Here is a 23689-nt window from a genome sequence, read left to right as displayed (position 1 = left end):
GGGCAGGGCTGCGCGCAGTCGACGCTGCGCGATCGGCCCATTTTCTGCGATGATGCGGGCTGCGGCGGGCCACATGCATGATTTTGTGCGCACGCCGGACGTTACAAGGAACCCCATGCACGTAGATCCGGTCACGCTTGTCTGCCTTTCTCTCGCGACGCTTTTCGTCGCCTTTTTGCCGATTTCGCTTTATCGCCGCCTGCGCGGGCCATTCATGTTCGACTGGCGCGACACCATCGCGGGGATCGCCGTCTTCGCATTGTTCGCCACCGTCATCGAGCGCGCGCTCAATGGTTTCCTGCTGCACGACAATCCCCAGACGGCGGATCTGCTTACCAATCCCATCGCCTTCGTGATCTACGGCGCGCTTGCCGCAGGCGTGTGCGAGGAAGTCGGCCGCTATATCGCCATGCGCATGCTCGCGCGGCGCGGCGGACGTCTCGCGGGGACGCCGCAGGACAGCACGGGCCTCGCTTACGGCATCGGCCACGGTGGGGCGGAGGCGTGGTTCGTCGGCGTGCTGGTGCAGCTGCAATGGATCTTTTTCGCGGTGCTCGCCAATCGCGGCGATCTCGACGAGCACCTGACCAATCTCACGATGGATTCGGTGCTGCGCGTGCATCTGGTTCTCGCGACGCTCTCGCCGCTGCATGCGGGCGTGTTCGTGCTCGAACGCACGGCGGCATTCGTATTCCAGGTCGCGTTGTCGGTGCTGATGTGGCGCGGCGTGCAAGCCGGGCGCAAGGCCATCCTGCCGATCGCGATTGGCGTGCATGCGCTGATCGACGTGCCCGCCGCGATGTTCCAGGCGCGCCTCCTGCCGCTCGTCGCCGTGGATGCGCTCTATGTGTCGCTGGCGATCGTCGCCGCTATCGTGCTGTTCAAGACCTGCGCGTCGCGTCGCAGCGAGCCGCGCGCGGCCTGATCTGCGCTGATTCGTGCGTGATTCGTGCGTGATTCGTGAGTGATTCGTGCCCGTGGGCACTGGCGTCGTGGCGGCCGCTCGGGTACGCTTCGGCGCTATCCTGAATCTGCCGCACTACTGGACATTGTCGAGCGATGGAAGACTATCTGTTTGAATGCGCGAGCGCCGATATCGAGCAACTCGCGCGCGTGATCGCCGATCTGTTCCCCGAGCAGACGCGTTTTAGCGAACAAGCCGCCGAAAACGGCACGCCGCAACTGGTCGTGCATTGGGTGGCGATGCGCATGGGCACCGCCGCGCGCCGCATGACGCTGACCGTGGCGATCGCGCCCGCTGCGATGGCGCGCTATCGGGCGTTGCCCGCGCGCATGCGCTCGCGCAGCTTTGCGGTGCTGCACGCCTATGTGGAAGCGACCATCGGTTCGCTCGAAGAACAGCACGCCAAAGGCGAGGAGACGCCGCGCGACGTCGTGCTCGATCTCGACGAGGAATTCGCTTAAAGCGCGCTGGAGGAGAGGGCGGGCGCAGCGTGCGCACGCCCGCAGGTCAGCCGGCTCGGTTCAACCGTTCAGGTGGCTCGCTCAATCGGCCAGCCGATAGACCTTCGCGAAACGCGCGGCTTTCACCACGCCGTAATCGCCGGGCGCATATTGCATGACCCAGTCGCCCGCCTCGCCGTTCAGGCGGTCGCCGCCTGCCGAGCGCACGATCGTGAACGGCTCGTCCATGCGCTTTGCGAGCACGACGCTCGGGCGGTTGCGGTAAGCGCCGGGCTGACCGTGTACAAGCGCCGCGTCCGCGGGCAGGTACTTCGGATCGAAGCGCTCGCGCGACACGACCCAGCGCTCGCCCGTGGCGCCCGTGATGATGGCGTCGCCAGGTGCGTAGCGATTCGGGCCTTCGAGGCTCATCAGCTCGCCGGGCGCGGCGGCGAATTCGACGGTGACGGTTTCGTCCTTGACCACGCGTTGTGCAGCGGGATCGGCGGCGAGGTCGAGTTGGGTCAGTTCGATCATGGTGGTAATGGCGGACCTGCCGCTAGAAGCATCGATGCGGAAAACTGCCTGAAATATAGGCGCAAACGCTAACCCATACAAACGGCACGACAAAAAGCACGACGGCCGGGCAATCTGCCCGGCCGTCGTGCGATCCGCAAGCGTACCTTGAAATCGTCCGCTACGCGAGCGCAGGGCGACTTCTACGCTGCATTAGCGTTGCATTAACGGTGTTACTCTGCTGCGCTGGCAGCGTCGGCGCTGCTCGCAGCGGCCGCCGGCGCCTTGGCCTTCGGCTTCATCTTGTGTTTCGGGTGCGCTTCACCCTTGGCACCCTTCGGGCCGTGATCCGGGTGACGGAAGGTCGTATCCGCCAGCTTCTTCTGCTCCGGCGAGAAGCTGGTGTAAAGCGGCTCGAAAGCCGTCACGAGCTTCTGCATGTCGTCGGCGTGCGCCTGGGTGATCTGGGCGTACTGCTTCATGTCGTCGAGCGCGTTACGCTGCGCTTCGCCTTCCACGCGCTGCTTGTACAGGTCGGCCATGGTCTGGCCGTTGCTGCGCATCACATCGGCGAACGTCTTCCATTGCGGCTCTTGATCGGCGGTGATCTTCAGCGCCGAATGCAGATACGTGATGCGCTCTTCGACGCGCTGCTGATGCTGCGCGGCGCGCACGTCGGCGCTCGAAGCGGCTGCAACAGCCGGTGCGGACGCTGCGGCTGCGGTCTGCGCGACAGCGCCTTGTGCGAAGGCGGCGCTCATCGTGAGCGTGGCGGCAAGGATGACGAAAGCTTTCTTCATTGTTGCTCCTTGAATCTTCATTTCGTAGCGAGTTCGTGGCTATTTCGTATCGAGCAGGCGCCAGACCGATCGATGCAGTGCGATGCGGAATCGACCTGTTCGAGCGGTGCAAGCGGGTTGCAGGCGTTATTAGTACCACGTTATCGCGGCAAAACGACGGCGATGCGACAACTGCTTACAAACGAAACGCTCAGAAATAAGCTGAAACACGTCGCTTTGCGGCGTTGATGCGCGAGCGATAATGGCGCGCATCCCACCCACGTTTTGTGCTTCAGGAGCCGTCCCTACGATGCGACCGCCGCGCCTTGATCAACTCGACGACCTCGACCGCAGCCTCGTCGCGCTGCTGCAGGAAAACGCGCGTGAGAGCGTGGCGAATCTCGCGCGCCAACTGGGCGTCGCGCGCACCACCGTGCTCGCGCGCATCGCGCGGCTCGAACGTTCGCAGGTGATCGCGGGCTATGGCGTGCGGCTCGGCCAGGATGTGCTCGATGCGAGCCTGCAGGCCTGGGTCGGCCTCATCATCGCGCCACGTCACGGCCCCGATGTGCAGAAGCGTCTGGGCAAGATGCCCGAGGTGCAATTGCTCTGCGCGGTCAGCGGCGAATACGACTATGTCGCCTGGCTGCGCGCCGATTCGCCCGAGCGCCTGAACGAGCTGCTCGACCAGATCGGCGGCATGCAGGGCGTCGAGCGCACGACCACTTCGATCGTGCTGGCGCGCAAGATCGATCGCGGCACGGTGAAGCGCTAGGCGAGGCCATTCAGGCCGCCGCGTTTACGCGATTTTTATGGGTTTTCGTCATTTCGACTAAAACCTTCGTCAGAATGACCAAAACCGATGTCGAAGCGCATCATTTTGTGCCTATGATCTGATTTTGCACCTCCCTAGACTGTAGCCGAGCGGGCGCGGCATGGCCCCCGACCACAGAACATCCATAAGGAGATGCAAGATGAAAGTCGCTATCGCAGGCGCCGGCCTGATCGGCCACACCATTGCACACATGCTGCGCGAAACCGGGGACTACGAAGTGGCGGCGCTCGATCGCGATGCGCGCGCACTCGAAGCACTCGCCGCGCAGGGCATCCCCACCGTACGCGTCGATTCCGCCGATGCCGCCGCGCTGCGCGGCGCGCTGGAAGGCTACGACGTGCTCATCAACGCGCTGCCGTACTACCTCGCGGTGAACGTGGCCTCGGCGGCCAAGGGCGCGGGCGTTCACTATTTCGACCTGACCGAGGACGTGCGCGCGACCCACGCGATCCGCGCACTTGCCGACGGCGCCGATCACGCTTTCATGCCGCAATGCGGGCTGGCGCCTGGCTTTATCGGCCTGGCTGCTCATGCGCTCGCCAGTCGTTTCACCGAAATCCGCGAAGTGAAAATGCGCGTCGGCGCGCTGCCGCAGTTCCCCACCAACGCGCTCAAGTACAACCTCACGTGGAGCGTGGACGGTCTCATCAACGAATACTGCCAACCCTGCGAAGCGATCCGCGACGGACGCACACAATGGGTACAGCCGCTTGAGGGTTTGGAACACTTCTCGCTCGATGGCGTGGAGTACGAAGCATTCAATACGTCGGGCGGGCTGGGCACGCTATGCGAGACGCTGTCGGGCCGCGTCGAATCGCTCGACTACAAGTCGGTGCGCTATCCGGGCCATCGCGAGTTGATGCAGTTCCTGCTTGAAGACCTGCGTCTGTCCAACGATCGCGATGTGCTCAAGTCGATCATGCGCCGCGCGATTCCCGCCACCGAGCAGGACGTCGTGCTGATCTTCATGACGGTCACGGGGATGCGCAACGGCCAGCTCGTGCAGGAAGTGTTCACGCGCAAGATCTTCGCGAAGACGGTCTGCGGCGTGCCGATGAGCGCCATCCAGATCACCACGGCCGGCGCGATGTGCGCGGTGCTCGACCTGTTCCGCGAAAAGCGGCTGCCGCAAGCGGGCTTCGTGCGCCAGGAGCAGGTGTCGTTGTCGGAGTTCCTGGCGAACCGCTTCGGCCAGGTCTATGAAGGCGCGACGCTCGATTCGCTCGCGCCGGTCGCGGTCGTGTGAACGCCGCCTAGGCGGGAGGGGCAAGCCGATGCAGCAGCGCGTCGTAATCGGCTTGCTCCGGCGCGGTCGTATCGAACACGATCAGATCGTCGAGCTGCGCGCCTTCGGGCTCGAAACGCCGCGGGCGATACTCGTCCCAGTGCGCCAGCTTCCAGGCATCGCCCGGATGCGCGCGCGCCACGATGCGCCGCCGGGCCGTTTCCTCGGCGGCCCGCACCCACACGGCGGCAAGCGTCACATCCTCGCCCACGCCCAGCCAGTCCCGATCCAGCAAACGCCGCTCGCGCACTTCGCGCGACAGCGGCCCGACCGCTAGCACGCTCACGCCTAGCGCGAGATTCTCGCGCGCGGTGTCGAGCAGGCCTTGATATTCCGGATCGCGCAGATGGTGCAGAAAGAGCGGACTGTCGCGGTCATGCGAATCCTGACCGAGCGCGGCCAGTGTCGCCGCGCCGGTGCGTCCGTAGAGCGTGTCCTTGTCGAGCAGGCAGAACGGCTCGCCCGTCGCGCGGGCCAGCGGGCCGATCAGCCGTTTGGCGAGCGAAGTCTTGCCGGTGCCGGCGTGTCCGCAGAAGAAAACCAGCCGTGTCACGTACGCCGATCCGATGCTTATTCAGGAGGTTGAACGCCGTCTTCGCCGTTGAGGAGCTTGCCGTTGGCGTCGAGCCACATCACGTTGATGATGCCGAAGCCGAGCGCCACACCGATGCCGAGTATCCATGTGAAATACCACATCGTCTGCGTCCTCCCAGGGTTGACGGGATGAAGCGGCGCGATTGCGCGCCAATTCCTGGAGCATATACCATTGCCGTCGGCGCGCCCGCAATGTGCGCCGTCCAGCGCAGCGGGTGGACGGCGGGCGGTTATGATGGGCGCTCGCAGGTGCGCAGCACAACGTAGACAAAGCCCGTAGATAGAGCCGATAGACCGAGAGACAGAGGGGAGTGCGCCCATGCCGTCGCGTGTATGCAAGCAGCGTCACCGTGGGTGGGGCAGCGCGCCCCGCGTCGTCCTGAGCGCCGCGGCTTTGGCGCTCATGCTGGCGCTCGGCGGCTGTGCCGAGGAGCGCGCGCCGCCCGTGGCGTTCAAACCCGTGCCGCAGACGCGCATCCTCAAGCCAGGCTACACGGAGCCCGGCGAAGGCCTCGTCGCCGTGGACGTGCGGCGCGAGCGCATCCGCGACGTCATCGTCAAGTTTCGCGATGCGCACATCTACATCGACGGCGAAGAAGTCACCGACGTCATGGACGGCGAGCACGTCACCTTCTACCTGAAGCCGGGCATCCACCGCATCGGCGTGACGACGCAGTTCGACCCGGTCGTCGAGTTGCGTTTCGTCGTCGATCCGCGCTACACGAATCGCGCGAGCGTAACGTTCGACAAGGATCATCGAATCGGCATCCGAAGGGTGGCGCAGTAAGCATTGCGGCGCATTGGCGCCGTTTTTGCCGGGTTTGCCGCTCGCGACTTTCACGACGCTTTCAATTGCCGCGCCCAGGCGCCCCGGCATTGCGCTTGCTACGCGCATTGCGGAACTGGCGCGGCGCGCGAAGGTCGATGCAACGCTTACACTGGGCGACCGCTCAAACGTTTCAACCGCAGTTTCAACTTCAGTTTCAACTTCAACGTTTCAACTTCAGGACAGGCGGCGCAGCGTCAACGCCTGCGCGCCGCCGGGACGAATCCGAACATGCTTATCAATTGCGCCGCGTATCAGGGCGGCAAGAAACTGGCCGATATCCAGATCGAGGCCATCAGCGACTATCTGCAAAAGCCCGAATGTTTTGTCTGGGTCGCGCTCAAGGATCCGGACGCGGGCGAAATGGCCGCGATGAAGGAAGAATTCGGCCTGCACGCGCTGGCGATCGAAGACGTGATGAACGGCAATCAGCGCCCCAAGATCGAGGAATACGGCAACACGCTGTTCGCGGTGTTCCATACCATCGAGATCGACAGCGACGGCGAAATCATCACCGGCCAGGTCAACGTGTTCGCCGGGCCGAACTTCGTGCTCTCCGTGCGCCATCGCGCCGTGCAGGGCTTCCAGGATGTGCGCGCGCGCTGCGAGCGCGAACCCGAGCTGCTCAGGGAGGGCTCGGGTTTCGTGCTGTACGCGCTGATGGACAGCGTGGTCGACCGCTATGCGCCGGTGCTCGAAGCGCTCTCCAGCGAGATCGAGGAACTGGAAGACCGCATCTTCGAGAAACACACGCTCGCGCAGTCGCGCGCCATCATCGAAGACCTGTACTCGCTCAAGCGCCGGCTCGTGATCCTGCAACACCACATCACGCCGCTCGTCGATGCAGTGGGCAAGCTGGTGGGCGGGCGCATTCCGCAGGTGTGCGTCGGCATGCAGGCGTACTATCGCGACGTGTACGACCATCTGGTGCGCATCTCCAACATGATCGACGCGCGCCGCGAAATGATCGTCACGGCCATCCAGGTGAACCTCGGCATGATCTCGCTCGCGGAAAACGAGGTGACCAAGCGGCTCGGCTCCTTTGCGGCATTGTTCGCCGTCCCGACCATGATTGCGGGTATCTACGGGATGAACTTCGAGCACATTCCCGAGCTACATTTCAAGTACGGCTATGAGGTCTGTCTCGCCGTGATGGCGGTCATCGACATCGTGCTGTACATCCTGTTCCGCCGTGGCGGCTGGCTCTGATAGCCCTGCGCGGCTTCGGGACGCCTTCGGAACAGCTTCGTCAGCGACGTCCCATGCTGCATCGTGCTCAGCGCACAAGGTTGTAACGCGCTGAGCACGATGCAGCAACTCGCGGTACATTGACACCGCGTTCGGCACCCTTGGAGAACGGGCTGCCTGCAAACGTTTGCGCATAACCAGAATACGGCCCGCCCGGGCCAGACAACCGGAGACTACCAGGATGAACTCCCGCATTCGCCGTCGCTTTCTTTGCACTGCCGCTGCATTCCTCGCTGTTTCGGCGCTGCCGCTTTCGGCGCACGCCCAGGCCGCCGGGCACAAGCCCAAGGTCGCCCTCGTCATGAAGTCGCTCGCCAACGAGTTCTTCCTCACCATGGAGACCGGTGCGAAGGACTACCAGAAACACAATGCCGGCGAGTTCGACCTCATCACCAACGGCATCAAGAACGAAACCGATACCGCCGCGCAGATCCAGATCGTCGAGCAGATGATCGTCTCGAAGGTGGACGCGATCGTGCTCGCGCCGGCGGATTCGAAGGCGCTTGTGCCGGTCGTGAAGAAGGCCGTCGATGCGGGCATCATCGTCGTCAACATCGACAACCGGCTCGACCCGGATGTGCTCAAGTCGAAGAACCTGAACGTGCCGTTCGTCGGCCCGGACAACAAGAAGGGCGCGCGCCTCGTCGGCGACTACCTGGCGAAGAAGCTCAAGGCGGGCGACCAGGTCGGCATCGTCGAAGGCGTGTCGACCACCACGAACGCGCAGCAGCGCACGGCGGGCTTCAAGGACGCGATGGACGCGCTCGGCGCGAAGATCGTCTCCACGCAGTCCGGCGAATGGGAAATCGACAAGGGCAATGCCGTCGCCTCGGCCATGCTCAACGAGTATCCCGACCTGAAGGCGCTGCTGTGCGGCAACGACAACATGGCGATCGGCGCCGTGTCGGCCGTGCGCGCGGCGGGCAAGCAGGGCAAGGTTATGGTGGTCGGCTACGACAACATCGACGCCATCAAGCCGATGCTCAAGGACGGCCGCGTGCTCGCCACCGCCGACCAGTACGCCGCGAAGCAGGCCGTGTTCGGCATCGACACGGCGCTCAAGGCGCTCAAGGAGCACAAGAAACAGGCCGAGCTGTCCGGCGTGGTCGAAACGCCGGTCGTGCTCGTCACGAAGTAAGCCCGGCAAAGCCGCGGCGGGCACAGCTTTAACGGCGCAACGCGCTCAGGCCAGCACAAAAATATGTATGCCGAATTTTTCGCCTTGAACCGGCATCGATGGGCTGGCCTGATTTTCACTGGATGGTTAGCCCGTCAACGCTGGCCTGGCGGCGTGTGCACAGGATTGGCCGCGAGATTGATGCGAGCAGGCTGTGAGTCTTGTGTAATAAACCGCTCAAGAAAACCTGCACGCCGCCGTTATTCGTAGCGTGATGGCTGCGTGAGCAGAAGCGACCGCTTAGACCGGTTAGCCGGTTGCGCAGCCGTAGGCGGGCCGCCCGAACGGCGGCCGCCAGCTTGTGGAGAGGGCGGGCCAGCGCGTACCGCGCGCCGGCCGCGCCCTTTTTGTGCGGATCGTACAACAGCGCCGAAGGCGGCCCTGGCAGCGCGACTACAGGATCGTGATGGAAGCAATTGCCCCCGATGCACAGTCACCCGCATCCGCCGAAAGCGCGGTGCTCACGGTGACGGGCGTCGGCAAGACCTACGAGCAGCCGGTGCTCGCCGACGTCAGCCTTGCGCTGCGCGCGGGCGAGGTGCTTGCGCTCACGGGCGAGAACGGGGCAGGCAAGAGCACGCTGTCGAAGATCGTCGGTGGGCTGGTCACGCCCACGCACGGCAGCATGACGCTGATGGGCCAGCCCTACGCGCCCGGCAGCCGCAAGGAAGCCGAAGCGCTGGGCGTGCGCATGGTCATGCAGGAGCTGAACCTGCTGCCGACGCTCTCGGTCGCCGAAAACCTGTACCTGAATCACCTGCCGCGCGCGAAGGCGCTCGGCTGGACGGGCTGGATCGATCGCACGCGCCTGCGCGAGGACGCACGCGCGGCCATGGCGCAGGTCGGCCTGGAAGCCATCGATCCCGATACCCTGGTGGGCGAGCTCGGTATCGGCCACCAGCAACTGGTCGAGATCGCGCGCAACCTGATCGGCACCGAAGGCGCGCCGCTGCGCGTGCTGATTCTCGACGAGCCGACCGCGATGCTCACGGGCCGCGAAGTCGAGTTGCTGTTCGAGCAGATCGCACGGCTCAAGGCACGCGGCGTGGCGCTCGTCTACATCTCGCACCGGCTCGAAGAGCTGGAGCGGATCGCGCAGCGCGTGGCCGTGCTGCGCGATGGGCGGCTGGTGCGCGAGGACGCCATGGCGAACCTCACGCCCGATCGCATCGTCGCGCTGATGGTGGGACGCGAGCTGGGCGAGCAGATCGATCTGGGCGAGCGGCGCATTGGCGCACCGTTGCTCAAGGTCGACGGGCTCGGGCGGGCCAATGTCGTGCGCGACGTTTCGTTCGAGGTGCGCGCCGGTGAGATTTTTGGCGTCTCGGGTCTGATCGGCGCGGGACGCACGGAACTGATGCGCCTGATCTATGGCGCCGATGTGAAGGATCGCGGCACGGTCGCGCTGGCGAGCGCGCCGGGCGAGACGCCAACGCCGGTGCAGATCGGCTCGCCGGTCGATGCAGTGCGCCTCGGTATCGCGCTGATCACCGAGGATCGCAAGGGCGAAGGGCTGCTGTTGCCACAGCCGATCGCGGCGAATGTGTCGCTCGGCAACGTGGGCGCGGTGTCGCGCTATGGCGTAGTGGACGCCGCGCGCGAAAACGCGCTGGCTTCCGCGCAGATCGACGCGCTGCGGATTCGCACGGCGGGCCCCGGACAGGCGGTGGGCGAGCTGTCGGGCGGCAACCAGCAGAAGGTCGTGATCGGGCGCTGGCTCGCGCGGCGCGTGTCGAACGACGTGCGCGTGCTGCTGTTCGACGAGCCGACGCGCGGGATCGACGTGGGCGCGAAATTCGACATTTACGCGCTGATGGGCGCGCTCGCACGCGAAGGCCGCGCGCTGGTCGTGGTGTCGAGCGACCTGCGCGAGCTGATGCTGATTTGCGACCGCATCGGCGTGATGTCGGCGGGGAAGATGACGGCCGTGTTCGCACGCGGCGAGTGGACGCAGGACGCCTTGCTCGGTGCGGCGTTCGCGGGCTATCGCGCCGAAGACGCCATGCTGGCCGATGCCGCCGACCTGCCCGATCCGCAAGCCGTCGCGGCTGCCGGTCAGCAGCAGGACGCACGGCACGATCACGGCCCGGGAACGGGCCCAGGTGGCTCAGGAGAGAGCGCTTCATGACGAATCAACCGTTGCGCGAGCAACCAGCACCGTCGGGCCAGGAAGCCGTGGCCGCGAGCAGCAAGCCCGCAGGCACGCGTTTCGGGCTGTCGAACTATCTGGGCCTCGCGCTCGCGCTGCTGGCGATGATCGTGTTGTTCTCGCTGCTGAGTTCGCACTTCCTGACCTACGATACGTTCAGCACGATCGCGAACCAGATTCCCGATCTCGTCGTGATGTCGGTGGGCATGACCTTCGTGCTGATCATCGCGGGCATTGATCTTTCGGTGGGGTCGGTGCTGGCGCTCGGCGCTTCGGTGGTGAGCGTGGCTGCGCTCAAGTGGGGCCTCGGGCCGTTGCCCTCGGCGCTGCTCGGGCTGCTGGCCGCGGCGGCCACGGGCACGCTGACGGGCGCGGTGACGGTGGGCTGGCGCATTCCGTCGTTCATCGTCTCGCTGGGGGTGCTGGAGGCCGCTCGCGGTCTCGCGTACCAGATGACGAATTCGCGCACGGCCTATATCGGCGATGCGTTCGACTTCCTCTCCAATCCGATCGCATTCGGCATCTCGCCTGCGTTCCTGATCGCCGTCGCGGTCATGGTGATTGCGCAGCTGGTGCTCACGCGCACGGTGTTCGGCCGCTATCTCATTGGTATCGGTACCAACGAGGAAGCCGTGCGGCTCGCAGGCGTCGATCCGCGGCCGTACAAGATTCTGGTGTTCGCGCTGATGGGCGCATTGTCGGGCCTGGCGGCGCTGTTCCAGGTGTCGCGCCTCGAAGCCGCCGATCCGAATGCCGGCGTCGGTCTTGAGCTGCAGGTGATCGCGGCGGTGGTGATCGGCGGCACGAGCCTGATGGGTGGGCGTGGATCGGTGATCAGCACGTTCTTTGGCGTGCTGATCATTTCGGTGTTGGCGGCGGGGCTTGCGCAGATCGGCGCGAACGAGCCGACCAAGCGCATCATCACCGGCGCGGTAATCGTGGTGGCGGTAGTGCTCGACACGTATCGCAGCAACCGGCGCAGCAAGCGCCGAAGCAGTGGCGGCAAATGATGCAGCAGATGAAAAAAGAACAGTAGAAGCAGGCGGTGATGGGCTGCGAACCGGGCTGCGAACCGGGCTGCGAACCGGGCAGCGCGCATCGCCGCGGTCACCGAAGCAATAAGAACGTAACGAGGGCGCGCCTGCCTGATAGAGCCGTAGACCAGCAGACCAGCGTGGGCGCCGAGAGCAATCGCCGTGTGTACGGCGGCAGCAGTAGAAAACGTGCAGGACGAAGCAGGAGCAACAGAAAAATGGCGACGATCAAAGATGTGGCCGCCGTGGCGGGGGTGTCATTCACGACGGTGTCGCATGTGGTGAACAACTCGCGGCCCGTGTCCGCAGAGGTGAGGGCGAAGGTCGAGCAGGCGATCCGCGACCTCAACTACGTGCCTTCGGCCGTGGCGCGCTCGCTCAAGGCGCGCTCGACTGCCACCATCGGACTTGTCGTGCCCAACGGCACGAATCCGTATTTCGCCGAACTCGCGCGCGGCGTCGAGGACGGCTGCGCGCAAAAAGGCTACTGCGTGTTCTTCTGCAACTCGGACGACGATCCCGTGAAGCAGCGCAACTATCTGCGCGTGCTGCAGGAAAAGCGCATCGACGGGCTGATCGTGGCCTCGGCCGGCGACGACGCCGTGCTGGCCGCGACGCTAGGCGACACGCGCGAGCCGATCGTGGTGGTTGACCGCAACATCGAAGGGCTCGACGCCGATCTCGTGCAGATCGACCACGAGCGCGGCGCGTGGCTCGCGACGCGCCACCTGATCGAACTCGGGCACTCGAACATCGGCTGCATCACGGGGCCGGTCACGACTGCGGTGAGCGCCATGCGCATGCACGGTTTCCTGCGCGCAATGGCTGAGCGCGGCATCGAGATTCCGGCCGGTGCGATCGTCGAAGCCGATTTTTCCGGCGCGGGCGGTTATCGCGCCGCGGCGCAACTGTTCGACACCGTGCGCCCGAGCGCGATTTTCGCGGGCAACGACATGATGGGCATTGGCGCGCTGCGCGCCGCCGCCGAACGCGGTTTGCGCGTGCCGGCCGACGTCTCGATCATCGGCTTCGACGATATCGAGCTGGGCCATTTCACGTGGCCCGCGCTCTCGACCGTGGGGCAGCCTGCGCGTGCGCTCGGCGAAATGGCGGCGCTCACACTGATCGAGCGCATCGGCGTGGCCGAGCGCGAGCGCAGCGGCGTGAAGGTGCAGCGGCGCGTCATGATGCCGCAACTCTTGCAGCGCGAATCGACAGCGCCGTGGAGCGGCAACGCCGAGGCAGCCTCCGAGCAGGAATCCGAACCCGAGCCTGCGTCGCTCGCGGCCTGACGCTCGCGGTCTGACATCAGGGCGCGCGCCGCGCCGCGCTTCGACGTAACACCGGGACGTAGCACCGTAAAGGAGACGATCAGGTGACGACGAACGAAGCGAAGCGCGGCGGCGCTCAAGTTCAATCGCAGACTCCATCCCATACGACCGCGCGCGTTGCCGTGGTCGGCAGTCTCAACATGGATCTCGTGGCCCGTGCGCCGCGCCTGCCGCGTGCAGGCGAAACGCTCGCGGGCAGCGCGTTCGTGCAGGTGGCGGGCGGCAAGGGCGGCAATCAGGCCGTCGCGGCGGCGCGCCTGGGCGCGCAGGTGGCGATGATCGGCTGCGTGGGCGCCGACGCCAACGGTGAGCGATTGCGCGCCGGGCTGCTTGCAGAAGGCATCGATTGCGGCGCGCTCGATACCTCGCCCGACGTCCCCACGGGTGTGGCGCTCATCGTGGTCGACGATGCGAGCCAGAACGCCATTGTCATCGTCGCGGGCAGCAATGGTGCAGTCACGCCCGCGACGCTGGCGCGCCACGAAGCCGTGCTTGCGGCGGCGCAGGTCGTCGTCTGCCAGCTGGAGACGCCGCCGCAGGCCGTCCTCGCGGCGCTCACCACCGCGCGAGCGCTCGGCAAGATCACGATTCTGAATCCCGCGCCTGCAATCGGGCCGCTGCCCGACGCATGGCTGCCGCTCGTCGATTACCTCGTGCCCAACGAACTCGAAGCGGCGGCGCTCACCGGCTTGCCCGTGGCGACGCCCGACGAAGCCGCGCTTGCGGCCGCGGCGCTACGTCGTGCGGGGGCTCGGCATGTGTTGATTACGCTGGGTGCGCAAGGGGTGTGCGCGTTGCTCGACGATGGCTCGGGCGCCGCGCGCCACTGGCCCGCGCCCAAAGTCGCCGCAATCGATACCACCGCTGCCGGCGATACCTTCGTCGGCGCGCTGGCCGCGCAGCTGGCGCAAGGCGCTTTACCCGACACGGCTATTCCGTTTGCGCTCCAGGCGGCGTCGATTTCGGTGACGCGCGCGGGTGCACAACCCTCCATCCCGACGCTGGCTGATCTGCGCGCTTAAGCAACCCAGCGGCAACCCAGCGACGCACGCCACTTAAGCGTCCGCTGCGTTGTCAAAGCGTCGAAAGAGGCTGATAGGCATTTGTAATTATTGCGCCGCGCATCAGAATTATTTCTTCATACCATATAACAATTTCAAGTCTCTCAAACGTTTGCCGTAAACGAATTCAGAGCAGGTTAAGCGAAGTTATTCGCAACGTCATTCACGCAGTTATTCGTTTTTCAGAGGCGGCAGCCTCCGCCTTCGGCAAGCACGGGAGAGTCATGAACAAGGGCATCAGCATCAAGGCGCGCATCGGCCTCACGATGGGTTTTCTGGCGACGCTCATCGTCGTCATCAGCGTGGTCGGGCTCCTCGGCCTGAACCGCTCCAACGACGCGTACCGCGATACCTACACCAACCAGATGCCAAGTGGCCATGCCGTGAACATGGCCGAAATCTACGCCGCCCGCGAGCGCCTCGCGCTCGACCGCGCGGCCTTCCAGATCGGCACGCCCGACGCGGCGACGACGCTCTCGCGCGCGCATGAAATGCGCGGCATCTCCGACAGCTACTGGAAGAAGTACACCGACCTGCCGCGTGGCCAGGACGAGGATCGCCTCGCGCAGGACGTCGCGGCCCGTCGCGACGCGCTGCATCAGGCCGCCGACAACTTCGCGGCAATCGTCACGGCAGGCGACCAGAGCAAGGTGATCGACGGCGCCAAGGCGCTGCAGGCCGCCTACGACCAACTGTCGAAGGCCGATCTCGCGCTCGACAAGCTACAGACGTCGCTCGCCCAGGACGGCTTCGACGCGGCTCAGTCCGCGTTCGGCGAACTGCGCATCGCGGTGATCGCCGCGCTGCTGATCGGCATTGGCGCTTCGGTGTTCTCGTTCCTCGCGCTGCGCCGCGCGATTTCGGAGCCGCTCGGCGAGGCACTGGGCGCATTCACGGCAATCGCCGCGGGCGACCTGCGCCGCCCCGTTGTGGTGCGTACGCGTGACGAAATGGGTGAACTGCTCGGCGGCGTGTCGCGCATGCAGCGCAGCCTGACCGACACGGTGCGCTCGGTGCGCGAAGGCGCCGAATCGATCGCGACGGCCACGCGCCAGATCGCGGCCGGCAACATCGACCTGTCCTCGCGCACGGAAGAGCAGGCGTCGGCGCTCCAGGAAACGGCGTCGAGCATGGAAGAGCTGACCGGCACCGTGAAGCAGAACGCCGAGAACGCACGCCAGGCGAGCCAGCTTGCCGCCAATGCATCGGAAATCGCCAACAAGGGCAGCAGCGTCGTGAGCCAGGTCGTCGGCACGATGGGCGACATCAACCAGAGCTCGGCGAAGATCTCCGACATCATCACGATCATCGAAGGCATCGCATTCCAGACCAACATTCTCGCGCTCAACGCGGCCGTGGAAGCGGCCCGCGCGGGCGAAGAGGGCCGCGGCTTCGCCGTGGTGGCGGGCGAGGTGCGCAGCCTGGCGCAGCGCTCGTCGGCGGCGGCTAAGGAAATCAAGGCGCTGATCGACAACTCGGTCGAGCGCGTGCAGGCGGGCTCGGCGCTGGTCGACGAGGCAGGCCGCACGATGACCGAGATCATCGGCGCGGTGCAGCGCGTCACCGACATCATGGGCGAGATCGCAGCGGCTTCGCAGGAGCAGTCGAGCGGCATCGACCAGGTGGCGCGCGCCGTTACGCAGATGGACGAAGTCACGCAGCAGAACGCCGCGCTGGTGGAAGAAGCCGCTGCCGCCGCGCAATCGCTGGAAGACCAGGCAGGCCGTCTGCGCGCCGCCGTGTCGGTATTCAATCTCGACGATCAAGGCGCGTCGGCGATGACATTCGCGCCTGCTGCAACGGCAGCGCCGGTCAAGGCACGCGCAATGCCGGTGGCGCGCGCAGCGGCGAAGCCCGTCGCGGCCCGCCCGGCGTCTGCTGCTGCCGCCCCGAGCGCGGCACGCGCACCGGCGCCGGCTCTCGCGCGTCCTGCTGCTGCAGCAGCCCCGGCCACCGCAACGGCCAGCGCCGGCTCGAACGACGATTGGGAAACCTTCTGACCGGCGCGTTCTTCGCGTTTTTCGCGTTTTTCGATTGACGGCCGCGCGCGTGTTCATGCGCGCGCAGCCAGACGCACCTCTCGGGCCGGCTGATTCGGGTCTAAACGACAAATCACGCCGGCCGATCTTGCGCCGCTGCATCGCAGCGGCTTTTTTTCGTCCGCGCTTGTGTCGACTTTTCGTTCGTACGAAGTTTCGATGAACCCTGCGCGCCCCGCGTCTGACGGGTTACGGTACATTGTGGTTCGTGTCACACGGTGTCATGCGCGCAACCAGGCGCGCAAGGTACACTGCGCGGCGCCTCCCGCCTGCCGGGCGGCGCGGGTGCGGTGCAAGTGCCGTGGCGGCGTCCTGCGCGGCTGTGCGAGCCGCCAGGGCGCAGATTAAGCGTCATGGATTGCACAGGCGGTACAGGCGATACACGTAACACTCGCGGCACAGGCAGCATTCACAGGGGCGGCAATGCGGTCACGAACGGGGCGCCAGGGAGGGCGCGCCGCATCGCCGTGACGGTAATCGGGCGGCGCGGCGTTGCAGCGCCGCAAACGCGACATGACGACAACGTGCCGGCCAGGCCGCTTCGATGCGCCGCGGGCATGCGAACGTACAAAAAGGATCCAGACATGACACGTGACGATCTCGTGCAACGCCTCGTGACGGCGCGCCGCCGCCATCACCTGATCGAGACGCTGCCGCCCGAGAGCCTGCCGCCCGACGCGGCCACGGCCTATGCGATCCAGCAGGCCGTGATCGCCGGGCTCGGCACGGCCACGGGCGCCTGGAAGATCGGCGCCCGCTCACCCGGCGGCGCGGCTTCGGGCGCGCCGATTCCGGCCACGCTGGTGCACGTCTCGCCCGCGCGCGTCGAGCGACAGCATTTTTTCCGCGTGCTGGTTGAACTCGAAATCGCCTTTCGTTTTGCCGAGCCGGTCGCGCCGCGTCCCGACGCCTATGAACGCGACGAAGTGCTCTCATTGGTGGGACAGGTGCTGCCCGCCATCGAAATCGTCGATAGCCGCTATGCCGAATGGCCCAACGTCGCCCCGCTGGCCCAGCTCGCGGACGCGCAGAACAACGGTGCGCTCGTGACCGGTCATGCGCAGCCTTATGGCACGCTTGCACGCGCGCTCGATTTCGTCGCGCCCGAACTCGAACTGGACTTCAACGGCGTTTCGCTCGTGCCCGAGGCTGCGGGTAATCCAGCAGGCGACCCGCGCGAACTGCTGGTGTGGTTCGTCAATCATTGCGCGGCCATGGGCATCACCATCGAGCCCGAGTGGACGATTACCACGGGTTCCTACGTAGGGGCTCACCGCATCGAAGGCCCAGGTCTTCTACGCGGGCACATCGACGGATTCGGCGAAGTCGAGATCGAGTTCGTCTAACACAATGCACGGCGCAGCCTTCGCTTGCGTCGGGAACACCATGACGGCCATCGTGCACATCGCGCGATGGCCGTCTTTCGTTGGTGCTTCGCAGGCTCTTCGCAGGTTCTTCACAGGCTCTTCGTTGGCCTGATTGTTCGTCTGTTCGTACAGGGCAAGCTGTCACACAGGTCATTTTTCACGCACGCACACCGCCGGTGCGTGAGCGAAAGCCACTACTGCCGATAGGGGCAGCCACCCCGACGAATCACGTGTGCAGATACACGAATCAATGCGCGGCAGGTCACTGACATGCGAAAAAACGACGCGTAAAAAGGAAAAAAACGCGGGAAAAAAGCGCAGGAGAAAACCGCGCAAACCAATGCGTAACCGTTGGAGTCACGATGCATACGAAATCGATGACCGGATGCTGCATGGACGACACGTCCGACTTGTTACAAATGTGGCAGTAAAAATCGTTGCGGCGTGTACACGGCCTGCACGGCTGTGCGTTGTTGGAAAGAAGATGTGTGCAGTCAGTGGGAGGGTGGTGCAACGACGTTTGATTCGCAGTGTGACTGCGGTCGTGCTGCTCGAACGTCGAGGTCGTTCGCAATGTAACGCAGCGTGCGGCGTGAAACTTGCGAGGGCGGGGAAGATCATTGTAAGACGTAGTTGGCGTGGCACCAAGCCCTCAAATCGGCCCTTGAATCCGGCGCGATTTATGTGTGAAAAAAAATTCAAAAGGGTTTAGGATGAATTCGAGCGATGTCGTTTCCGATTAGCGCGCCGCGCACGACATCGGTCGCAGATCTCGGCGAGGAGGTAGCATGGATATCTACAGCAGCTTCGCGACCCGCTTCGAAAAAACGCGAGAAGAGGAACTCTCGCTCGAGGAGTATCTCGCGCTCTGCAAAGAAGATCCCAGCGCGTACGCCACGGCTGGCGAACGCATGCTGACGGCAATCGGGGAACCAGAACAGATCGATACCCGCAACGATCCGCGCACGTCGCGCATCTTTGCGAACAAGGTCATCAAGGTCTATCCCGCTTTCCGCGAGTTCTATGGCATGGAGGACGTGATCGAGCAAGTGGTCGCGTACTTCCGCCATGCGGCGCAAGGACTCGAAGAAAAGAAGCAGATTCTCTACTTGCTCGGGCCTGTGGGTGGCGGCAAATCCTCTATCGCCGAGCGTCTCAAACAGCTCATGGAACGCGTGCCGTTCTACTCGATCAAGGGCTCGCCCGTGAACGAGTCGCCGCTAGGTCTGTTCGACTACGACGAAGACGGCCCCATCCTCGAAGAGCAATACGGCATTCCACGCCGTTATCTCAAGAGCATCCTGAGTCCGTGGGCGGTCAAGCGCCTGCATGAATACAACGGCGATATCCGCAAGTTCCGCGTGGTGCGCCGCTATCCTTCCATCCTGCGTCAAATCGGTATCGCCAAGACCGAACCTGGCGACGAGAACAATCAGGACATCTCGTCACTCGTCGGCAAGGTCGATATCCGCAAGCTTGAGCAATACGCCCAGGACGACGCGGACGCCTACAGCTACTCGGGCGGCCTGTGTCTCGCGAATCAGGGTTTGCTCGAATTCGTCGAAATGTTCAAGGCGCCAATCAAGGTGCTGCACCCGCTGCTCACGGCGACCCAGGAAGGCAACTTCAAAGGCACTGAGGGCTTCGGCGCGATTCCGTTCAACGGCATCATTCTCGCCCACTCGAACGAGTCGGAGTGGAAGGCCTTCCGCAACAACCGCAACAACGAAGCACTGCTCGACCGGATCTTTGTGGTGAAGGTGCCGTACTGCCTGCGCTACTCGGAAGAAATGAAGATCTACGAGAAGCTGCTGCGCAATTCGTCGCTCGCCGATGCGGTCTGCGCGCCTGGCACGCTCAAGATGATGGCGCAGATGTCGGTGCTGACGCGCTTGCAGGAGCCCGAGAATTCCAGCCTCTTTTCGAAGATGCAGGTCTACGACGGCGAGAATCTCAAGGACACCGATCCAAAGGCGAAATCGTATCAGGAGTACCGCGATTTCGCGGGCGTGGACGAAGGCATGAACGGCGTGTCCACGCGTTTCGCCTTCAAGATTCTCTCGCGCGTGTTCAACTTCGACTCGACCGAAGTCGCGGCGAATCCGGTGCACCTGATGTATGTGCTCGAACAACAGATCGAGCGCGAGCAGTTCCCGCCGGAAACCGAGCAGAAGTACCTGTCGTTCGTGAAGGACGTGCTGGCGTCGCGTTACGCTGAATTTATCGGCAAGGAGATCCAGACCGCGTACCTCGAGTCGTATTCGGAATACGGTCAGAACATCTTCGATCGCTATGTCACGTACGCCGACTTCTGGATCCAGGACCAGGAGTTCCGCGATCACGACACGGGCGAGAGCTTCGACCGCGCGGCCTTGAACGCCGAGCTGGAGAAGATCGAAAAGCCCGCGGGCATCAGCAACCCGAAGGACTTCCGCAACGAGATCGTCAACTTCGTGCTGCGTGCGCGCGCTGCGAATGCCGGTAAAAACCCGGCATGGATCAGCTACGAGAAGCTGCGCGTGGTGATCGAGAAGAAAATGTTCTCGAATACGGAAGAACTTTTGCCGGTTGTTTCGTTCAATGCAAAAGGATCGGCGGAAGAGCAACGCAAGCATGAAGACTTCGTCAACCGCATGGTGGCGAAGGGCTATACGCCGAAGCAGGTACGGTTGCTCTGCGACTGGTATCTGCGCGTGCGCAAGTCGTCATGAGCGCAGAGGCTTTACCTTCCTGCTGCGCCGCCGCAACGATCGTGCGGCGGCGCAAAAGGAAACTCCGGCAGGGCGCAGGCCACGCAGCCGCGAGCGGGTGAACGCGGCAGGCACGGCATCCCAGACTGCGCACCTCGCCCATTCCAAACTGGAGCGGGAGACTGGATGTGCTTCATCAAATCATCGACCGCAGGCTGGCCGGCAAGAACAAGAGCATTGCAAACCGCGAGCGCTTCCTGCGCCGCGTGAAAAACTATATTCGTCACGCCGTCTCGGAAGCGGTGCGTGACCGCAGCATCAAGGACATACAGAGCAACCAGAGCATCACCATTCCGCGCAAGGACATCGCTGAGCCTTCGTTCCGGCACGGCCCGGGCGGGCGGCGCGAAATGGTTCATCCCGGCAACGAGGACTACATTCGCGGCGACCGCATTCCGCGCCCCCAGGGCGGCGGCGGCGGTGGCGGCAGCCAGGCGAGCAACGAAGGCGAAGGTCAGGACGACTTCGTGTTCGAGCTCTCGCGCGAAGAGTTCATGCAGTACTTCTTCGACGACCTCGAACTGCCGCGTCTCGTCAAGACCCATCTGATGGCGGTGCCCACGTGGAAGAGTATCCGCGCGGGCTGGGCGGCCGAAGGCACGCCGAACAACATCGACGTGGTGCGTTCGCTGCGCAGCGCGCTGGGCCGGCGTATTGCGCTCGGTGCGCCGCTCGTGAACGAGCTGCACGCGCTCGAGGAGCAGCTTGAAGCGCTGATGGCCGATACGTCGGATCGCCGCGACGACATCAAGATTCTCGAAGACGAGATCCATCACCTGCGCGGGCGCATCTGGCGCATTCCCTTCATCGATCCATTCGATCTGCGTTACGTGAACCGCGTGAAGCAGCCGCAGCCGTCCAGCCAGGCCGTGATGTTCTGTCTGATGGATGTGTCCGGGTCGATGGACGAGCAGCGCAAGGATCTGTCCAAACGCTTCTTCATCCTGTTGTACCTGTTCCTCAAGCGCAACTACGAGAAGATCGAAGTGGTCTTCATCCGTCACCACACGCGCGCCGAGGAAGTGGACGAGGACACCTTCTTCCATTCGACGGAAAGCGGCGGCACGGTCGTGTCGAGCGCGCTGGAGTTGATGAAGAAAGTGATCGAAGACCGTTATTCGCCGAGCGACTGGAACATCTACGGCGCGCAGGCCTCGGACGGCGACAACTGGACGGACGACTCGCCGAAGTGCCGCAAGCTGCTCGCTGATGACATCCTGCCTAAGGTGCGCTATTTTGCGTATATTCAGGTGACGCCGGAGGAGCAGAATCTCTGGCTCGAATACGCACAGCTGGCGCTCACCGAGCCAGCACTGGCGATGAAGAAGGTTGACACCGCCGCGGATATTTACCCGGTGTTCCGGGAGCTGTTCGAAAAGCAGGTGGAGCATTCATGACGACACGCCACCTGCACAACGAGGCGCGCGGCTACGAGCCGGAGCGCCAGAAAAAGGCCGACCACGTGAGCGGGCAGCAGGCGGATGAGCCAGCCCGTCACGAGGCCGCGGCGGAAATGGGGGGACATGTCGCTGAACCTGCACGCGCCGAGGCGGCGGGTTCCGACGAACGCAAGCTCCCCCCTGATCGGCGATCTGCGCTGAAGAGGGAAGTGCATATGAACGTAGCCGACAGACGGCCGTTGCCGTGCCCGTCCGACTGGACCTTCGATCTGATCGAGGAATACGACACGCACATCTCGCATGTTGCAGAGCAATACGAACTGGACACGTACCCGATCCAGCTCGAATTGATCAGCGCCGAGCAGATGATGGACGCGTATGCCTCCGTCGGCATGCCGGTCAACTATCGACATTGGTCGTTCGGCAAGCACTTTCTTTCGACGGAAAAGAGCTATCGCCGGGGCCAGATGGGTCTCGCCTACGAGATCGTGATTAACTCGAATCCCTGCATCGCGTATCTCATGGAAGAGAACACCATGACGATGCAGGCGCTCGTGATCGCGCACGCGGCGTACGGCCATAACTCGTTTTTCAAGGGCAATTACCTGTTCCGTCTGTGGACGGACGCGCACGCCATTGTCGACTACCTCGTCTACGCGAAGAACTACATCGCCGAATGCGAGGAACGCTTCGGGATCGATCGCGTGGAAGAGTTGCTCGACTCGTGCCATGCGCTCATGAACTACGGCGTCGATCGCTACAAGCGGCCGCAGAAACTCTCGCTCGAACGCGAGGCCGCGATGCGCCGCGAGCGCGAGGCGTATCTGCAATCGCAGGTCAATGAACTGTGGCGCACGCTGCCGAAAACCCAGCAGCCGATCGCCGAGGAATACGACGAGCGTTTCCCACCCGAGCCGCAGGAAAACTTGCTGTATTTCGCGGAAAAAAACTCGCCGCTGCTCGAACCGTGGGAGCGCGAAGTCATTCGCATCGTGCGCAAGGTGGGGCAGTACTTTTATCCGCAGCGCCAGACCCAGGTGATGAACGAAGGCTGGGCCACGTTCTGGCATTACACGCTGCTCAACACGCTGTACGCTCAGGGCAAGCTCGAAGATGGCTTCATGATGGAGTTCCTGCATTCGCACAGCAATGTGGTCTATCAGCCGCCGGTGACCAAGCCCTACTACAGCGGGATCAATCCGTATGCGCTGGGCTTTTCGATGATGAGCGACATTCGCCGAATCTGCGAAAACCCCACCGACGAAGACCGCAAGTGGTTCCCGGAACTCGCGGGCAGCCCGTGGCTAAAAGCGCTGCATTACGCGATGCGCAACTTCAAGGACGAGAGCTTTGTCGCGCAGTATCTGTCGCCGCACCTGATCCGCGAAATGCGGTTGTTTTCGGTGCTCGACGACGACATGCGCGATGCGCTCGAAGTCTCGGCGATCCATGACGACAGCGGTTATCAGTACGTGCGTCAGGCGCTCTCGCGCCAGTACGACATGCATCACCGCGAGCCGAATATCCAGGTGTGGTCGGTGAACACGCGCGGCGACCGTAGTCTTACGCTGCGCCACTTCATGAGCGACAACCGTCACCTGTCGGGCGATACCGACGAAGTGCTGCGGCACATGGCGCGGCTCTGGCAATTCGACGTGTACCTCGAAAGCGTCGACGAAAACGGCACGGTCAGGAAGCGCTACGAATGCCGTTACGTGCCGCCGCCGATAAGGGTGTAGGACGGTCGCGCTGCACGTCCCATGACAGTGATCGAAGGCCAGCCTCAGTGCTGGCCTTTTTTCATTGTCCGCGCGCAGGGTGCCGCGAGTTTTCACCTGCCTTGACCGCAGCGCGCGAGTGACGTGCCGCGCTAAGATACACGGCTAATCATTTG

20 protein-coding genes are annotated in these 23689 nt (G+C 63.9%); 16 read left to right on the top strand and 4 right to left on the bottom strand.

The annotated features are described in order from the left end of the window. The first annotated feature begins 115 nt into the window (after window positions 1–115). Both BBA01S_RS00710 and BBA01S_RS00705 read left to right on the top strand, forming a co-directional pair. The gene (locus BBA01S_RS00710) at window positions 116–925 is read left to right on the top strand and encodes a YhfC family intramembrane metalloprotease (protein WP_027814748.1); all 810 of its coding nucleotides are present in this window, start codon (window positions 116–118) and stop codon (window positions 923–925) included. 134 nt (window positions 926–1059) lie between these two features. After that, window positions 1060–1425 carry a DUF3022 domain-containing protein gene (locus BBA01S_RS00705; protein ID WP_027814747.1) on the top strand — a complete coding sequence of 122 codons (366 nt, stop codon included), beginning with the start codon at window positions 1060–1062 and terminating at the stop codon, window positions 1423–1425. Between the two features lie 81 nt (window positions 1426–1506). On the opposite strand, the gene BBA01S_RS00700 is transcribed toward BBA01S_RS00705, so the two are convergent. Together BBA01S_RS00700 and BBA01S_RS00695 are read right to left on the bottom strand one after the other, a co-directional pair. Then, window positions 1507–1941 carry a PGDYG domain-containing protein gene (locus tag BBA01S_RS00700; protein ID WP_027814746.1) on the bottom strand — a complete coding sequence of 145 codons (435 nt, stop codon included), beginning with the start codon at window positions 1939–1941 and terminating at the stop codon, window positions 1507–1509. A 212-nt stretch (window positions 1942–2153) separates the two neighbouring features. Then, window positions 2154–2720: a Spy/CpxP family protein refolding chaperone gene (locus tag BBA01S_RS00695; protein ID WP_027814745.1), complete on the bottom strand. Its 567-nt coding sequence runs from the start codon at window positions 2718–2720 to the stop codon at window positions 2154–2156. 289 nt (window positions 2721–3009) lie between these two features. Between BBA01S_RS00695 and BBA01S_RS00690 the strand changes: the two genes are divergently transcribed. Both BBA01S_RS00690 and BBA01S_RS00685 read left to right on the top strand, forming a co-directional pair. Further along, window positions 3010–3474, top strand: a complete 465-nt coding sequence (locus BBA01S_RS00690; RefSeq protein ID WP_027814744.1) for an Lrp/AsnC family transcriptional regulator — start codon at window positions 3010–3012, stop codon at window positions 3472–3474. Window positions 3475–3673: 199 nt separating this feature from the next. After that, on the top strand, window positions 3674–4780 hold the full coding sequence (locus tag BBA01S_RS00685) for a saccharopine dehydrogenase C-terminal domain-containing protein (protein ID WP_027814743.1): 1107 nt from the start codon (window positions 3674–3676) through the stop codon (window positions 4778–4780). 7 nt (window positions 4781–4787) lie between these two features. Here BBA01S_RS00685 and BBA01S_RS00680 read toward each other — a convergent pair whose 3' ends face one another. Further along, a complete protein-coding gene (locus BBA01S_RS00680) occupies window positions 4788–5372 on the bottom strand; it encodes an AAA family ATPase (RefSeq protein WP_027814742.1) in 585 nt (194 codons plus the stop codon). Between the two features lie 17 nt (window positions 5373–5389). Beyond that, window positions 5390–5515 carry a cytochrome bd-I oxidase subunit CydX gene (gene cydX / locus BBA01S_RS45510; RefSeq protein ID WP_063750514.1) on the bottom strand — a complete coding sequence of 42 codons (126 nt, stop codon included), beginning with the start codon at window positions 5513–5515 and terminating at the stop codon, window positions 5390–5392. A 217-nt stretch (window positions 5516–5732) separates the two neighbouring features. On the opposite strand from cydX, the gene BBA01S_RS00670 reads away from it, so the two are divergent. The 12 genes from BBA01S_RS00670 (at window position 5733) to BBA01S_RS00615 (ending at window position 23534) form a co-directional block, all read left to right on the top strand. Then, window positions 5733–6200 (top strand): hypothetical protein, encoded by a 468-nt coding sequence (locus tag BBA01S_RS00670; protein WP_027814741.1) that lies wholly within the window; start codon window positions 5733–5735, stop codon window positions 6198–6200. A 270-nt stretch (window positions 6201–6470) separates the two neighbouring features. After that, a complete protein-coding gene (gene corA / locus BBA01S_RS00665) occupies window positions 6471–7448 on the top strand; it encodes a magnesium/cobalt transporter CorA (RefSeq protein ID WP_027814740.1) in 978 nt (325 codons plus the stop codon). A 220-nt stretch (window positions 7449–7668) separates the two neighbouring features. Then, a complete protein-coding gene (locus tag BBA01S_RS00660) occupies window positions 7669–8625 on the top strand; it encodes a sugar ABC transporter substrate-binding protein (RefSeq protein ID WP_027814739.1) in 957 nt (318 codons plus the stop codon). A gap of 445 nt (window positions 8626–9070) precedes the next feature. Further along, the gene (locus BBA01S_RS39585; protein ID WP_084161656.1) at window positions 9071–10792 is read left to right on the top strand and encodes a sugar ABC transporter ATP-binding protein; all 1722 of its coding nucleotides are present in this window, start codon (window positions 9071–9073) and stop codon (window positions 10790–10792) included. Continuing rightward, on the top strand, window positions 10789–11823 hold the full coding sequence (locus BBA01S_RS00650; protein WP_027814738.1) for an ABC transporter permease: 1035 nt from the start codon (window positions 10789–10791) through the stop codon (window positions 11821–11823). The genes BBA01S_RS39585 and BBA01S_RS00650 overlap by 4 nt, the downstream gene beginning before the upstream one ends. 242 nt (window positions 11824–12065) lie before the next feature. Next, on the top strand, window positions 12066–13139 hold the full coding sequence (locus BBA01S_RS39580) for a LacI family DNA-binding transcriptional regulator (RefSeq protein ID WP_042295530.1): 1074 nt from the start codon (window positions 12066–12068) through the stop codon (window positions 13137–13139). A gap of 161 nt (window positions 13140–13300) precedes the next feature. Next, the gene (gene rbsK / locus BBA01S_RS00640; RefSeq protein ID WP_027814737.1) at window positions 13301–14200 is read left to right on the top strand and encodes a ribokinase; all 900 of its coding nucleotides are present in this window, start codon (window positions 13301–13303) and stop codon (window positions 14198–14200) included. Between the two features lie 263 nt (window positions 14201–14463). Beyond that, on the top strand, window positions 14464–16239 hold the full coding sequence (locus tag BBA01S_RS00635; protein ID WP_027814736.1) for a methyl-accepting chemotaxis protein: 1776 nt from the start codon (window positions 14464–14466) through the stop codon (window positions 16237–16239). 623 nt (window positions 16240–16862) lie between these two features. Then, a complete protein-coding gene (locus BBA01S_RS00630; protein WP_027814735.1) occupies window positions 16863–17624 on the top strand; it encodes a 2-keto-4-pentenoate hydratase in 762 nt (253 codons plus the stop codon). An 809-nt stretch (window positions 17625–18433) separates the two neighbouring features. Then, entirely contained in the window at window positions 18434–20356 is a 1923-nt protein-coding gene (locus tag BBA01S_RS00625) for a PrkA family serine protein kinase (protein ID WP_027814734.1), read from the top strand. 167 nt (window positions 20357–20523) lie between these two features. Continuing rightward, window positions 20524–21792 (top strand): YeaH/YhbH family protein, encoded by a 1269-nt coding sequence (locus BBA01S_RS00620; RefSeq protein ID WP_027814733.1) that lies wholly within the window; start codon window positions 20524–20526, stop codon window positions 21790–21792. Further along, window positions 21789–23534, top strand: a complete 1746-nt coding sequence (locus tag BBA01S_RS00615; protein WP_027814732.1) for a SpoVR family protein — start codon at window positions 21789–21791, stop codon at window positions 23532–23534. The genes BBA01S_RS00620 and BBA01S_RS00615 overlap by 4 nt, the downstream gene beginning before the upstream one ends. Window positions 23535–23689 lie beyond the last annotated feature (155 nt).

The organism is Paraburkholderia bannensis NBRC 103871 (assembly GCF_000685015.1).
Lineage (GTDB): Bacteria > Pseudomonadota > Gammaproteobacteria > Burkholderiales > Burkholderiaceae > Paraburkholderia > Paraburkholderia bannensis.
Note: the sequence above shows the minus strand (reverse complement) of the source record. Positions and strands in the feature narration are given on the sequence as shown.